Consider the following 13,669-nt stretch of genomic DNA (forward strand, 5'->3'; position numbering starts at 1 on the left):
CGTGGGCTACTGAGGCGAGGCCGAACGGGCCGTGCGCTTCGCCGTCTCCGTCGCCGACCCGGGGGACGGGGCCGAGGTCGGTTCGACGGCGGCCAGATCGCGGTCCCGGGTCTCCTTGGCGACGCCCACGGCCACCAGGGTGAGCAGGGCCGCCGCGATCACATAGAGGGCGATCGGCGTGGCGCTGTCGTAGTCGGCCAGCAGCGCGGTGGCGATGAGCGGGGCGGGCGCACCGGCCGCGACGGACGAGAACTGCGCGCCGATCGACGCTCCCGAATACCGCATCCGGGTCGCGAACATCTCGGAGAAGAAGGCCGCCTGGGGCGCGTACATCGCCCCGTGGAAGACCAGCCCGACCGTCACGGCGAGTACCAGGGCCGGGAAGCCCTCGGTGTCGATGAGGAGGAAGAACGGGAAGGCCCACGCGCCCACGCCCACCGCGCCCAGGAGATACACCGGGCGGCGCCCGACCCGGTCCGACAGCGCGCCCCACGCCGGGATGACCGCGAAGTGGACGGCCGAGGCGATCAGTACGGCGTTGAGCGCGGTCTGCTTGCCGAGGCCCACATGGTCGGAGGTCGCGTAGACGAGGACGAAGGCGGTGATGACGTAGTAGCTGATGTTCTCGGCCATCCGCGCGCCCATGGCGATCAGCACATCCCGCCAGTGGTCGCGCAGGACCGCCACCAGCGGCATCTTCTCGGCGGCGCCCTCGTCCCCGCCCGTGGCCGCCTTACGGGCCTCGGCTCGGGCCAGCGCCGCCTTGAACACCGGCGATTCATCGACAGAGAGACGAATCCACAAGCCGACCAGCACCAGCACCCCCGAGAGCAGGAACGGCACCCGCCAGCCCCATGACTCGAAGGCGTCGTCGGAGAGCGTGGCCGTCAGCGTGGAGAGCACCCCGGTGGCCAGCAGCTGCCCCGCGGGGGCGCCGGTCTGCGGCCAGGACGCCCAGAACCCGCGCCGCCGCGCGTCCCCGTGCTCCGACACCAGCAGCACCGCCCCGCCCCATTCGCCGCCCAGCGCGAACCCCTGGACCAGACGCAGCGCGGTGAGCAGTACGGGCGCCGCCGAGCCGACCGTGGCGTGGGTGGGCAGCAGCCCGATGGCGCAGGTCGCGCCGCCCATCATCAGCAGACTCAGGATCAGCAGCTTCTTACGGCCGAGCCGGTCGCCGTAGTGGCCGAATACCAGGGCACCGACCGGCCGGGCGGCGAAGCCGACCGCGTAGGTCAGGAACGACAGCAGCGTCCCGACGAGCGGGTCGGAGTCCGGGAAGAAGAGCTTGTTGAAGACGAGCGCGGCGGCCGAGCCGTAGAGGAAGAAGTCGTACCACTCGATGGTGGTGCCGATCAGGCTCGCGGCGACGATACGGCGCAGTGAGCCGGGTGGGGTCGGGGGAGCGGAGGCCGGAGAATCCGGGGTAGGCATGGGTCATCACTTCCGAGCGGGGTGCGGGGACGGCTTTGTGTTGCCACACCGTAGAAATGCGCAGTTCGGCTCGGATATGTAGGCGGGCGACACACTTCACCCGGCCACTGTGGTGACACGCCCCTCCCAGCACGCCCCTCCCAGGACGCCCCTCCCAGGACGTCCCACCCCGGACCCCCAGCCGGCTAGTCGGCGCGTCCCGCGCGCGGCCGCCGTACCTTGCCGAGCTGGAGCATGGCGGCGTTGAGCTGCTCCGGGGTGAGCGAGGGGGCGGGGAGCGGATGGGCCCCCTCGGGGCGCAGCCCGTCGAGCAGCAGGGCCAGATAGCGGCGCCAGGCCAGCGGCGCGGCCACGGTCGAGCCGGGGACCGCGCGGCCGAGCGCGGCCAGCATGAACTGCAGGTCCTCCGCGGTGGCGTCCGGCCGGACCTTGCCCTGCTCCTGGGCGCGGCCCAGAAGGTCGTCGAGCGTCTTGTGGTTCTCCTTACGGAGCGCGTCGAGCGAGGGGACGCCCTGGATGCCGGTGGTCATCAGGTCGTTGGTGCCCCGGTCGGAGGCGAGCAGCCCGAAGATGCGCTCCAGGTAGGCTGTGAGCCCGGCCCAGGCGTCGGTCGCGGAGCGTGCCTCCTCGGCGGCCCGCAGAATGTCCCGAAGGGAATCGCCGAATACCGCCTCGATGAGTTCCGCCCGGCCGGCGAACCGCCGGTAGAGGGTGGCGCTGCCGACTCCGGCCCGACGGGCGATGTCGTCGAGCGGGGCGTCCACTCCCTGATCCGTGTAGATCTCCCGGGCGGCAGCTATCAGCATCTCGCGGTTGCGCCGTGCGTCTCGGCGCAACGGTGTCTCTTTCTCCACACGGCTGCCCATGGCCCGCAACCCTAACACTAACCGGGGGAATCTCTCCGGTTAGTGTTAAGATCATCGCCAGGGCGGGGAACGATCCCCGGTTCTGGCTTCGGGGGAAGCCGCCAACCGACTGAGGGGATCGCATGCCCCAGGATCTGTCCGCGCTCGGCGCGGACTTCGTCGTCAACCCTTATCCGGTCTACGCACGGCTGCGGGAGCGGGGCCCGGTCCACCGGGTGCGCACCGACGCCTCCGGTGAGTTCTGGCTCGTCGTCGGCCATGAGGAGGCCCGCGCCGCGCTGACCGACCCCCGGCTGAGCAATGACGTCCGTCACTCGGCCGCGTGGCGGGACGACGGCGGCAACGCCATCGGGCGGAACATGGTGCAGACCGACCCGCCGCACCACACCCGGCTGCGGGGGCTGGTGGCCCGCGCCTTCACCCCGGCCCGGATCGAGGCCCTGCGGCCCCGCGTCCGGCAGATCGCGGACGAACTGCTGGACGTGATGGCCCCGCTGGGCCGGGCCGATCTCGTGGAGGATTACGCGCTGCCGCTGCCCCTGGCCGTCATCTGCGAGCTGCTGGGCGTGCCGGAGACGGATCGCAAGGCGTTCCACGACTGGTATCTCGAGAGCACCGACCTGACCCGCCCGGAGGCCGCCGGTGCCGCCGCGCAGGCCCTGACGGGCTACTTCGCGGAGCTCATCGAGGCCAAGCGCCGCAGCCCCGGCGACGATCTGCTCAGCGCCTTGGTCCGCACCATGGACGGGGACGGCGACGGGCTCTCCGACGAGGAGATGCTCGGCATGACGTTCGTGCTGCTGGTCGCCGGCTACGAGACCTCCGCCAACCTGATCTCCAGCGGCACCCTCGCCCTGCTCCGCCACCCCGAGCAGCTGGCCGCGCTGCGCGCCGACTGGTCGCTGCTGGACGGCGCGATCGAGGAGATGCTGCGCTACGACGGCCCGGTGGAGAGCGCCGCGTTCCGCTTCACCAGAGAGCCGATGGAGATCGCGGGCACGACCATTCCGGCCGGGGAGCCGGTGGGAGTCGTCCTGGCCGCCGGGTCGCGCGACCCCCGGCGCTTCGCCGAGCCGGACCGCTTCGACATCCGGCGCGCACCGCGCGGCCATCTCGCCTTCGGACATGGCGTCCACCACTGCCTGGGCGCCCCGCTGGCCCGGCTCGAAGCGGCCATCGCCTTCCGGACCCTGCTGGAGCGCTGCCCCGATCTGGCCCTGGACGCCGATCCGGCCGAGCTCGCCTGGCGGCCCAGCCTGATGCTGCGCGGGCTGCGGCGACTGCCGGTACGTTTCACCCCGGCTCCGGACGCCTGAGCCCCCGGCCGGGAACACCCGACGGACCGCGGTGGCCACCCACCGCGGTCCGCGAGGTCTGTGGGGCACGGCCTTCAGCGTGGTTCCGGAATCATCCGCAGCGGACCGGCCGTGAGGCTCATCTGCGGCCTCGGCCGGATCTTCGTCCCCGGGATCGGGCGCATCCGCCAGCGGCCCGCGATGGCGGCCAGGGCGAGCGTCGCCTCCGTCATGCCGAAGACGTCGCCGATGCACTTGCGGCTGCCACCACCGAACGGCAGATACGAGCCGCGGGTCACCTCCTTGGCCCGCTCGGGGAGCCAGCGGTCGGGGTCGAAGGACTCCGGGCGGGGGAAGAGAGCCGGATCGCGGTGCAGCACATACGGGCTGATCAGCACGTCCGACCCGGGGGGCAGCCGCCGCCCGCCGAGCTCGGTGGTCTCGGTGGTGGTCCGGGTGAACAGCCACGCGGGCGGGAAGAGCCGCAGCGCCTCGCTGAACACCCGCTGGGTGTAGGCGAGCCGGGGGACGTCGGCGTAGCGCGGGGCGCGCCCGCCCAGCACCTCGTCGACCTCGGCGTGCAGCGCGGCCTCGGCCAGGGGATTGCGGCCGAGCAGGAACCAGGCCCAGGTCAGCGCGGAGGCGGTGGTCTCGATCCCGGCCAGCAGCAGGGTCATGACCTGGTCGTGGATCTCCTGGTCCGACATCGTGCCGCCGGTTTCGTCGTCCTGTGCCGCGAAGAGCGCGGACAGCACATCGCCGCGGTCGCCGTCGTCCGACGCCTTGTAGTCGTCGATCATGCGGTCGATGAGCTGGTTGAGCCGGGCGAGCGCGTCGTCGAAGCGCCGGTTCGCCGCGAGCGGGAGCCTGGCCAGCAGCCCGGTGGGGTCGATCGCCTGCCGGTAGGCGCCCTCCACGACGATGGGCAGACAGTGCTGGATCTCGGCCACGGCATGCGGCGCCATATCGGTCGAGAAGAGCGCACGGGCCGTCACCCGCGCGGTGAGCGCGAGCATCTCATGGCTGACGTCGATGGGCCGGCGCGCCGTCCATGCCGTGGACTCGGCCTCGCACTCCCGCTCCATCACCTCGGCGTACTTGGCGATCCGGGCGGCGTGGAACGCGGGCTGCACCAGCCGGCGCTGCCGCCGGTGGTCCGCCCAGTCGGAGGTGATCAGGCCGTTGCCCAGGATGGGCTTGGCCTTCTCCTTGACCGGCCCGCCGGTGTCGTAGACCCGCGCGTTCACCAGCACCTGCTGGATCAGCTCCGGATGACAGGGCAGATAGACGGGCCGGGGCCCCAGCCGGAGCTCGACCAGATCGCCGTGGGCGGGCAGGGAGGCCAGGAACTGAAGCGGTTTGCGGCCCATGAGCAGGGCGTGGCCGGCCAGCGGAAGCCCGCCGGGGGCGACGGCGTGCCGCCAGTGGCGCGTCGCCGGTTGCTGCGCGGTCCTCATGCGGAAGATGTCCTTCACTCGCGAGGTGGGGTACGGAAGGTACGGGGCGTCCGGTCCGGGGCGGACCCCGGACCGGACGTCGTCAGCGCGGCTCGCACACCATGGGCAGCGGGCCGGGTTCGAGTGTCGCCTTCGGCTCGGGACGCAATGTCGTCCCGGGCACCGGGCGGAGACGCCACCGGCTCGCGATCGTGGCCACGATGAGGGCCGTCTCGGTCAGCGCCAGGACGTCCCCGATGCACTTGTGGCTGCCCGCGCCGAACGGGAGCAGCGCCCCGCGCTCCACCTCCTTGGCGCGGTCGCCGAGCCAGCGCTCGGGGTCGAACCGCTCGGGGTCGGGAAACAGTTCGGGGTTGTGGTGCAGCGCCTGGGCGCTGTAGAGGATCATCGTGCCCGCCGGGACGGTCCGGCCGCCGAGTTCGGCCTCGGCCGCCGTGACCCGCATCGCCATCCAGGACGGCGGATACAACCGCAGCGACTCGGTGATGACCCCGCGGGTGTACTCCAGGGACGGCAGGTCATCGAAGGTGGGACCGCGGCCCTCCAGGACCTCGTCGATCTCGGCGTGCACGCGCTTCTCCACCTCCGGGTGGGCGCCCAGGAGATGGAAGACGAAGGCGAGGGTCGAGGCGGTGGTCTCGCTCCCGGCCACCAGGAAGGTGACCACCTGGTCGAGGACCTCGCCGTCGTCAAGGCCCTTCCCGGTCTCGGGGTGTTCGGCGCGCAGCAGCGTGGAGAGCAGATCGCCGTGGTCGGCGCCGGAGCGCCGGCGTTCGCGGATCATCTCGTCCACGATCTGCCGCAGCCGGGTATTGGCCCGGTCATAGCGCCGGTTGCCCGGGGTGGGGAGCTTCTCCATGATCCCCAAAGGCGCCATCGTGCGCTTGTAGATGCCGTCCGAGACGATGCGCAGACAGTGGCGCGCCTCGTCGATCGTCGCCTCGTCGATCCCGGTGGAGAACAGCGTCCGCGCGGCCACCCGCATCAGCAGGGCGTGCATGGTGTCGCTGATGTCCAGGGTGCGCCCCGGCTCCCAGGAGCCGATCGCGGCGCGGGTGTCATCGGCGACCGCGGCGGTGTAGGCGGCGATCTTCGGGGTGTGGAACGCGGGCTGGATCATCCGACGCTGGTAGCGGTGGTCCTCGCCCCGGGAGACCGAGAGGCTGTTCCCGAGCAACTGCCGCGCCTTGTCGAAGACCCCGCCCTTGTCGAACACCCGGGGATTGAGCAGCACCTGACGGACCAGCTCGGGATGGCAGGCCAGATAGGCACGGCTGGGCCCCAGCCTGACCTCCACCAGATCGCCGTGGGCGGGCAGGGAGGCCAGGAACTGCAGCGGACGGCGCCAGAGCGCCAGGGTGTGCCCCAGCAGCGGCACGGAGCCGGGCGCCGTGCCGGTGGTCCAGGAGCGCTCCGGCTGTGCGGAGCTCTTCGCGGAAGTCACGGGTCCCCGTTCCCTCACTGGATGCGGGAGTTGACGTCGTTGACGGCCGTCTTGTAGCGCTTGTTGCTGGTGGTCCAGACGAAGTTGCCGTAGATCAGATCGAGGAAGACGTCCTGCGTCAGCTGGTCGAACGCCTTGATGCACTGGATGTCCTCGATCATGTCATCGAGGCGGGCCTGGAAGAACTCCTTGAACGCCGTCTCATCGCTCACATCGCAGAGCCGGAAACAGTTGGTGATCTGGCCCAGGGAGACCTCGCGGTCATAGGAGTAGAAGTCGTTGACGATGGTGAGTCCGCGGGTGGTCATGCGCGCGGCCAGGCTCGTCTTGGCGTGTTCGGTGAACTCCGGATGCCGGTAGATCGGATACGACATCTTCATCCAGAAGTCGACGCCGATGTCGGTGACCCGGAAACGGAAATACTGCTCCGGGGACGTGGTGCACAGCGCCGCCTTGATGGGCGAGTCGCGGAACATATGGTCGCTGGTGACGAAGGCGCGTGCCGCCTCGTACGCGACCTCCGCGTCCTCGGGGCTGTAGTACTTCTCGCAGATCTTGCGCAGCTGGGGCAGGAAGAGACCGAAGTCGTGGAGTGCGGGATCCATGTCGTCCCACACGAACGTCACGCAGTTCAGGACGCAGACGGCCTTGAACGCCTCCATGTCCTTGATATGACGGGGGCTCTGGGACCACAGCACCACCCCCACATAGGAGATCCAGCGCTCGTCGGAAACCGATTTGCCGAGCGGGGCCACCGCCGCGTTGCAGTCGTCGATGACCTCGCGCAGTTCGGCGTCGGTCAATTCGACCTTGGTGGGCCGGGTGACGACATGGCGGTCGAACATCTCCTGGAAGCGGCGGGTGCACTCCTCCAGGTACGGGCGGACGCTGTTCCGGCTGATGTCCTGGGCCCCGGCCGTGGAAAGTCCTGTCGTCATGAGTTCCTCACAGTGGCCATGCGGGCGATCTGCTTCAGCGCGTTGACCGCGTCCGCGGTGAATGGGGCGTCGTCGAGGGCCCGCAGGGCCTGCGTCCGGCGATCGTCGATCATCTGCTCGACGGCCTCCCGGGCGGTGGTGGCGGCGAAGATCTCCTGAATGGTCGCGGCGTCCCGCTCGTCCAGCAGCGGATTGCCGATGAGGCTGCGCAGCCGCGCCGCCTGGACGCTGTCGGAGCCGCGCAGGGCGAGCGCGATCAGGGTGGTGTTCTTCCCGGCCCGCAGATCGTCCAGTTGGGACTTGCCGGTCGACTCCGGATCGCCGTACACGCCCAGCAGATCGTCGCGGAGCTGGAACGCCTCGCCGAGCGGCAGGGCGTAGGCGGTGAACGCCTCCATGGCCTCCGGGCCGGCGCCCGCGACGGCGGCTCCGACGTGCAGCGGACGCTCGATGGTGTACTTGGCGGTCTTGTACCGGTTGACGGTGAGGGTGGCCTCGACGTCGTCCGTCAGCTCCCCGGTGGCCTGTAGATCGAGGTACTGGCCCAGCATCACCTCGGTGCGCATCTCCGACAGCAGCGGCAGTACGGCGTCGAACTGGGCGGGCGTCAGACCGGCCGAGTGCAGGAGCTCATCCGACCAGGTGAGGGCGAGGTCGCCGAGCAGCACCGCCCCGCTGACCCCGAACCGCTCGATCTGGTCCGGTCTGCGGTCGGTGGCGCACAGCGCGGCCAGGGTGCGATGGATCGTCGGCCGGCCGCGACGGGTGTCGCTGTCGTCCATGACGTCGTCGTGGATCAGCGCGAAGGCGTGGAACATCTCCAGGCAGGCGGCCACCCGGAACACCGTCTCGGTGTCCTCGCCGCCGCCGACGGCCTGCCAGCCGGTGACACACAACAGCGGCCGTATGCGCTTTCCGCCGGACAGGAAATCCTTCAGCAGCCCGGAGAGATACGGCAGATGGTGTTGCGGAGTGGTGCTGGCCTTGGCCGTCAGGAAATCTTCGAGTACGACGTCCACCGACTTACGGACGGTATCCGCATCCAAGCGGCCGGGGCTGAGCGTGGGTGTGGTCATGCGACTGACTCCTCCACGTCGAAATGTCGAAATCCGTTGATTAAGGAGAAGAAGACAGGCACGCGGAAACCCTTGCTTTCTATGGAAAAAGATGGATTGCCGTCCGTGCTCTGTACGGCACCATGAAGGCAGGCGCGAGTCATGACCGCCGCCCCATGGTCGATATATCGAACGCCCGTGACGGGCGCGAAGATCAGACGCTCAGGGAATCGTGCGGTCGGCGCGGTCGGGTCATTTCCGCGCGTGGAATCCGGGCCGGGCCACAAAGAGGCCACGGCCGGTGCGACACCCGCGTGGGCTTCATCGGTTCGATGGATGCCAGGTGTGCGCGGGCATACTCAATTGCGCCCATTTAATCCCCCTGAGTGCCGCCGGTCCCCCCACTCGGACATCAGCAGTCTAGACGCAAGATCGACGGATTCGGAAGCCCGTTCTGGTATCGTGCCTATCACTTGACGGCTGAAGGGGGCGGGGTGCTGTCACCGTGTCCGGAGCGGTCCGAAACCGGGCAACTCGCCCCGTACGCGCCGAGTATCAGCGGAATAAGTGGCGGTGCAAATATGTACGCGGGGTGTTCGTTGAAAAGTGAACAGACCATGGACGGAACAGGGGCACGGACGGAACAGGGGTCGGACGGATCAGGGGTCGGACGGAACGGGGGTCGGACGGAACGGGGCCCCGCCGTCACCGGCGGGACCCCGTCCAATAGCGTGTGGCGGTATCAGACCTTGCGGTAGTCGTACGCCTCCGAGGCCGCCTGGAGCACCGCCTCCACATCCGCCCCGGTGGAGGCCGTGACGAGCGCCGCGACCGCGCCCTCCACGAGCGGCGCGTCCACCAGCCGGGTGCCGCCGGGCAGTTCGTCGCCCTCGGCCAGCAGCGCCTTGACGGACAGGACCGCGCTGCCCAGGTCCACCAGGACCGCCACTCCGGCGCCCCGGTCGACCGCCTGGGCCGCCTCCGCTATCAGCTCCGGACTGGTGCCGAACCCGCCGTCCGCGGTGCCGCCCGCGGCGCGGACCGGTGCCGTGCCACCGCCGGACAGCGCCTTCGCCAGCTCGGCGACGGAGTCGGCCACCGCCGCGCTGTGCGACACCAGGACTATGCCGACCTTCCCGCTCTCGTCGGTCATCGGGCCGCCTCCGCCAGCGCGCCGATGATCAGCGCCGACGAGGTGGCGCCCGGGTCCTGGTGGCCGACGCTGCGCTCACCCAGATAGCTGGCCCTGCCCTTGCGGGCCAGCATCGGCACGGTGGCCAGCGCCCCCTTCTCGGCGGCCTCGCCCGCGGCCACGAACGACCCGGTGCCCCCGCCCAGCGCCTCGACGGCCGGGATCAGGGCGTCCAGCATCGTCTTGTCGCCGGGCGCGGCTCCGCCGAGCTGCGCCACCGCGTCCACCCCGGCCCGCAGCGCGTCCGCCAGCTGCTGCGGGGTGATCTGCTCGGCGTCGCCGAGCGCCTTTCCGGCGCGCCGCAGCAGCGTCCCGTACAGCGGTCCTGAGGCCCCGCCGACCTTGGAGATCAGCTGGCGCCCGGCCAGGATGAGGGCGGCCCCGGGCGAGCCCGGGGGCTCCTTCTCCAGCGCCTCGGACACGGCGGCGAAGCCGCGCTGCATATTGGTGCCGTGGTCGGCGTCGCCGATCGCGGAGTCCAGGTCGGTGAGACGGGCCGCCTCACGACCCACGGACGTGGCCGCGGCGGTGAGCCATCGGAGGAAGAAAGGGGTGTCGAGCACGTCGTCGACGGCGGGTTCACTGCTGGACACAGACGCCTCCTCGGGGTGTAGCCAACGGCGACAGCGTACGTATCGGGGGACGGCCGGCCTCAGGCGCCCCAGCGCAGCCCGGCGGTCCGCACGGGCGCGTCCCACAGCCGCAGGAGGTCCTCGTCGACCTGGCACAGCGTGATCGAAGCGCCCGCCATGTCGAGTGATGTGACGTAGTTGCCGACGAGCGTACGCGCCACCGCCACCCGGCGCTCGCCGAGCGCCCGGTGCACCTCGGCGGCGAAGCCGTACAGCTCCAGCTGCGGGGTCGCCCCCATGCCGTTGACGAGCAGCAGCACCGGGCTGTCCGGGCGCAGATCCTCGACCACCACCTCCACCGCGTAGTCGGCGATCTCGCGGGAGGTCATCATCGCCCGCCGCTCACGCCCCGGCTCGCCGTGGATGCCCACGCCCAACTCCAGCTCCCCGGCGGGCAGGTCGAAGGTGGGGCCGCCCTTGGCCGGGGTGGAGCAGGCGCTGAGCGCGACGCCGAAGCTCCGCGAGAGCTCGTTCACCCGCCGGGCGATCGACTCCACCCGCTCCAGCGGCGCGCCCTCGTCGGCCGCCGCGCCCGCGATCTTCTCCACGAACAGGGTGGCGCCGGTGCCGCGCCGGCCCGCCGTGTAGAGGCTGTCGGTGACCGCCGCGTCGTCGTTGACCAGCACCTTGGCGATCTGGATGCCCTCGTCCTCGGCGAGCTCGGCGGCCATGTCGAAGTTGAGTACGTCGCCCGTGTAGTTCTTGACGATGAACAGCACGCCCTTGCCGCTGTCCACCGCCGCCGCGGCGCGCACCATCTGATCCGGCACCGGGGAGGTGAACACCTCACCGGGGCAGGCGGCGTCGAGCATGCCGGGGCCCACGAAACCGCCGTGCAGCGGTTCGTGCCCCGAGCCGCCGCCGGAGACCAGCCCCACCTTGCCCTCGATCGGCGCGTCCCGCCGGACGATCACCCGGTTGTCGACGTCGACGATCAGCTCGGGGTGGCAGGCGGCCAGTCCGCGCAGGGCGTCGGCGACCACGGTCTCGGGGACGTTGATGAGCATTTTCATGGGTGTGTCCGTCCTCCGCCGGATGGGGGTGTGCACCGCTGCACCAGCGTACGGATCCGCCGCGTCCCTGGCACCCCTTGGACACTGAGCCGAATGGCCTAATAGGACGAAAAAGGTACATAGTCATCATATGGTGCGCGCATGGAGAATACTGCCGCACCGGCGGCCGCCGTCCTGCCCCCGCGCCCCCAGCCCCGCCCGCCGCAGCGGTATCGTCGTCCGGCCCCCTGGCTCGGCCTGGTCGCCATCGGATACGCCGTGGTCCAGCTCGCCATGGTGATCCCGCACACCGGCCACGCGCTGGGCTGGGACGAGTCCGTGTATGTCTCCCAGGTCGATCCGCGCACCCCGCCCGCGTACTTCAGCGCACCCCGCTCGCGCGGCGTCAGTCTCCTGGTCGCGCCCCTCGTGTCCGCCACCGACTCCATTCCGGCGCTGCGGGTCCTGCTGATGCTGCTGTCCGCGGGCGCGCTCTACGGCGCCTTCCGGGTCTGGACCCGGCTGCTGCCCGCGCCCCAGGTGGCCCTGGCCGCGCTGCTGTTCTCCGGGCTGTGGATCACCCAGATCAGCGGGCCCGCGGTGATGCCCAACCTCTGGGTGGCGATCGGCGCCGTCGCCGCCGTCGGCTGGTTCCTCCGGGTGCCGGACGAACCGAACGCCCGCTGGTGGCTGGCCGCCGTCCTCGCGGGCGTCACCCTGGTGCGCACCCCCGACGGGGGATGGCTCACCCTGCCGCTGCTGATCGGCGCGATCGGGGTGCGCGCCTGGCGCCCCGCCCTGCTTCCGCTGATCGGCGGACCGCTGCTCGGCGCCGCCCAGTGGATCGGCGAGGCGTACGACCGCTTCGGCGGCATCGGGGAACGGCTGAACGTCTCCAGCGACGTCGAGGGCGGCATGGGCCTGCACTTCAGCGTCGGCGCCGCGCTGCGCAGCCTCAACGGGCCCCAGCTGTGCCGCCCCTGTGAGGTGCCGCTGCGCCACCCGGAGCTGACCGTGTGGTGGCTGGCGCTGCCCGTGCTGACCCTCCTCGCCGTACACACCGCCCTGCGCGACCGCCAGGAGTCGCGCCGGGTGCGGGTGGGGCTCGGCCGCCCGGCCGTCCGGCCCCCGGCCGTACCGCTGACCGTGCTGCCCATCGCCTGCGCGGCCACCCTCGCTCTGCCCTATCTGCTGCTCATCGGCTACTCCGCACCGCGCTTCCTGATGCCCTCGTACGCGCTGCTGGCGCTGCCGATCGCCGGGCTGGTGTTCCGCGCCGTACGGGCCGCGCGGTCGCCGCAGCACCTGGCGGTCGCCCTCGGGGTGATCATCACGCTCCATCTGGCGAGCCAGTTCGTCATCCTCAACCACACCGCCGAGCAGTCCGACGCCACCACCGGCCGCTATCGCACCGCCGCGAAGGGGCTCCAGCGGCTGGGGCTGCGCCCGCCCTGCCTGGTGACCGGCGACCGCGCCCTGCCCGTCGCGTACCACGCGGGCTGCTCCTCCGCCCAGACCAGCGGGAACAACCGGTCCGCCACCCTGCCCTCGCTGCTGCGCCGCGCCGCCCGGGAACCGACCGCGCTGCTCCTGCGCCGGGGCAGGGCCCGGCCCCCGGCCTACGCCCGCACCTGGGTCGCCTATCCGCTGCCGGGCACCGAGTGGAACGCGTATCTGCCACCGGACCAGGCGCGCGAGTGGGAAGCCCGGAAATCCCGACAGGAGACGTCCGGAAACGGTCCGAGCATGGGCGCCATGACGATGACCTACCCGACCACCAGCTGGGCCGGATTCGCGGCGGCCGAGCCCGCCTTCGCCGACTACGCCCAGGACCGCTTCCGGCGCTACCGCCACCATGTGCTGGCCACCCTGCGCCAGGACGGATCCCCGCGGGTGACACCGCTCGAAGTGAACTTCCTCTCCGGTGAGTTGTGGCTCGGCATGATGCCGGAGTCGCGCAAGGCACTGGACCTGCGCCGCGATCCCCGGTTCTCGGTGCAGGCCAACCCCGGCCCGGGTGACGACCTGACCGAGGGCGACGTCCGGGTGAGCGGCCGGGCGGTCGAGGTGACCGACCCCGGGACGATCGCCCGCTTCGCCGAGGAGATCCGGCCGCCCGAGCCCTTCCACCTCTTCCGCGCGGAGGTGACCGAGGTGGTGCACACCGCGTCGGAGGGCGGCGAGATGGTGCTGCGCACCTGGCGTCCGGGCCAGCCGGTACGGGTCGTACGGCGCGGCACCGACGACAGCCCGCCCCGGGTGGAGGGCTGAGACCCGGGCCGTGGACCGGCCGACCGGCCGGTCCACGGCCCTTCCGTATTGTTGGAACACGTTCTACCGTGCCCCTCGATCCCAGGACGCTCC

At 71.1% G+C, this 13,669-nt stretch carries 11 protein-coding genes; 2 read left to right on the forward strand and 9 right to left on the reverse strand.

The genetic code is table 11. The features are described 5' to 3' along the window. Positions 1–6: 6 nt before the first annotated feature. Together ACMTAK_RS45150 and ACMTAK_RS45155 are read right to left on the reverse strand one after the other, a co-directional pair. The gene (locus ACMTAK_RS45150; RefSeq protein WP_413811522.1) at positions 7–1,434 is read right to left on the reverse strand and encodes an MFS transporter; all 1,428 of its coding nucleotides are present in this window, start codon (positions 1,432–1,434) and stop codon (positions 7–9) included. Between the two features lie 185 nt (positions 1,435–1,619). After that, on the reverse strand, positions 1,620–2,300 hold the full coding sequence (locus tag ACMTAK_RS45155; RefSeq protein ID WP_413811523.1) for a TetR/AcrR family transcriptional regulator: 681 nt from the start codon (positions 2,298–2,300) through the stop codon (positions 1,620–1,622). Between the two features lie 122 nt (positions 2,301–2,422). On the opposite strand from ACMTAK_RS45155, the gene ACMTAK_RS45160 reads away from it, so the two are divergent. Then, complete coding sequence (locus ACMTAK_RS45160; protein ID WP_413811524.1) at positions 2,423–3,616, forward strand: cytochrome P450 family protein; 1,194 nt, start codon at positions 2,423–2,425, stop codon at positions 3,614–3,616. Between the two features lie 74 nt (positions 3,617–3,690). Here the strand turns inward: ACMTAK_RS45160 and ACMTAK_RS45165 are convergent, their stop codons facing one another. The 7 genes from ACMTAK_RS45165 to dhaK all read right to left on the reverse strand — a co-directional run bounded on the left by ACMTAK_RS45165 (position 3,691) and on the right by dhaK (position 11,326). Then, entirely contained in the window at positions 3,691–5,052 is a 1,362-nt protein-coding gene (locus ACMTAK_RS45165) for a cytochrome P450 (RefSeq protein WP_413811525.1), read from the reverse strand. Positions 5,053–5,134: 82 nt separating this feature from the next. Beyond that, positions 5,135–6,496 (reverse strand): cytochrome P450, encoded by a 1,362-nt coding sequence (locus ACMTAK_RS45170; protein WP_413811526.1) that lies wholly within the window; start codon positions 6,494–6,496, stop codon positions 5,135–5,137. 14 nt (positions 6,497–6,510) lie between these two features. Further along, positions 6,511–7,434, reverse strand: coding sequence for a terpene synthase family protein (locus tag ACMTAK_RS45175; RefSeq protein ID WP_413811527.1), 924 nt, complete (start codon positions 7,432–7,434; stop codon positions 6,511–6,513). After that, a complete protein-coding gene (locus ACMTAK_RS45180) occupies positions 7,431–8,510 on the reverse strand; it encodes a polyprenyl synthetase family protein (RefSeq protein WP_413811528.1) in 1,080 nt (359 codons plus the stop codon). Before ACMTAK_RS45180 ends, ACMTAK_RS45175 begins: the two co-directional genes overlap by 4 nt. Positions 8,511–9,231: 721 nt before the next feature. Beyond that, positions 9,232–9,642, reverse strand: a complete 411-nt coding sequence (dhaM, locus tag ACMTAK_RS45185; protein ID WP_413811529.1) for a dihydroxyacetone kinase phosphoryl donor subunit DhaM — start codon at positions 9,640–9,642, stop codon at positions 9,232–9,234. Further along, positions 9,639–10,274 (reverse strand): dihydroxyacetone kinase subunit DhaL, encoded by a 636-nt coding sequence (dhaL, locus tag ACMTAK_RS45190; protein WP_413811530.1) that lies wholly within the window; start codon positions 10,272–10,274, stop codon positions 9,639–9,641. Before dhaL ends, dhaM begins: the two co-directional genes overlap by 4 nt. 59 nt (positions 10,275–10,333) lie before the next feature. After that, complete coding sequence (gene dhaK / locus ACMTAK_RS45195; protein ID WP_413811531.1) at positions 10,334–11,326, reverse strand: dihydroxyacetone kinase subunit DhaK; 993 nt, start codon at positions 11,324–11,326, stop codon at positions 10,334–10,336. Positions 11,327–11,467: 141 nt separating this feature from the next. Between dhaK and ACMTAK_RS45200 the strand changes: the two genes are divergently transcribed. Then, positions 11,468–13,576 carry a pyridoxamine 5'-phosphate oxidase family protein gene (locus tag ACMTAK_RS45200; protein WP_413811532.1) on the forward strand — a complete coding sequence of 703 codons (2,109 nt, stop codon included), beginning with the start codon at positions 11,468–11,470 and terminating at the stop codon, positions 13,574–13,576. Positions 13,577–13,669: the final 93 nt, after the last annotated feature.

Origin of the sequence: Streptomyces lacaronensis, from assembly GCF_047337785.1 — a bacterium.
In the GTDB taxonomy this organism is placed as follows: domain Bacteria; phylum Actinomycetota; class Actinomycetes; order Streptomycetales; family Streptomycetaceae; genus Streptomyces; species Streptomyces lycopersici.

Excerpts from the sequence above, each read along its gene's own strand:
- ACMTAK_RS45150 (WP_413811522.1), bottom strand. The coding sequence starts at position 1,434 with ATGCCTACCCCGGATTCTCCGGCCTCCGCTCCCCCGACCCCACCCGGC.
- ACMTAK_RS45155 (WP_413811523.1), bottom strand. The coding sequence starts at position 2,300 with ATGGGCAGCCGTGTGGAGAAAGAGACACCGTTGCGCCGAGACGCACGG.
- ACMTAK_RS45160 (WP_413811524.1), top strand. The coding sequence starts at position 2,423 with ATGCCCCAGGATCTGTCCGCGCTCGGCGCGGACTTCGTCGTCAACCCT.
- ACMTAK_RS45165 (WP_413811525.1), bottom strand. The coding sequence starts at position 5,052 with ATGAGGACCGCGCAGCAACCGGCGACGCGCCACTGGCGGCACGCCGTC.
- ACMTAK_RS45175 (WP_413811527.1), bottom strand. The coding sequence starts at position 7,434 with ATGACGACAGGACTTTCCACGGCCGGGGCCCAGGACATCAGCCGGAAC.
- ACMTAK_RS45180 (WP_413811528.1), bottom strand. The coding sequence starts at position 8,510 with ATGACCACACCCACGCTCAGCCCCGGCCGCTTGGATGCGGATACCGTC.
- dhaM (WP_413811529.1), bottom strand. The coding sequence starts at position 9,642 with ATGACCGACGAGAGCGGGAAGGTCGGCATAGTCCTGGTGTCGCACAGC.
- dhaK (WP_413811531.1), bottom strand. The coding sequence starts at position 11,326 with ATGAAAATGCTCATCAACGTCCCCGAGACCGTGGTCGCCGACGCCCTG.
- ACMTAK_RS45200 (WP_413811532.1), top strand. The coding sequence starts at position 11,468 with ATGGAGAATACTGCCGCACCGGCGGCCGCCGTCCTGCCCCCGCGCCCC.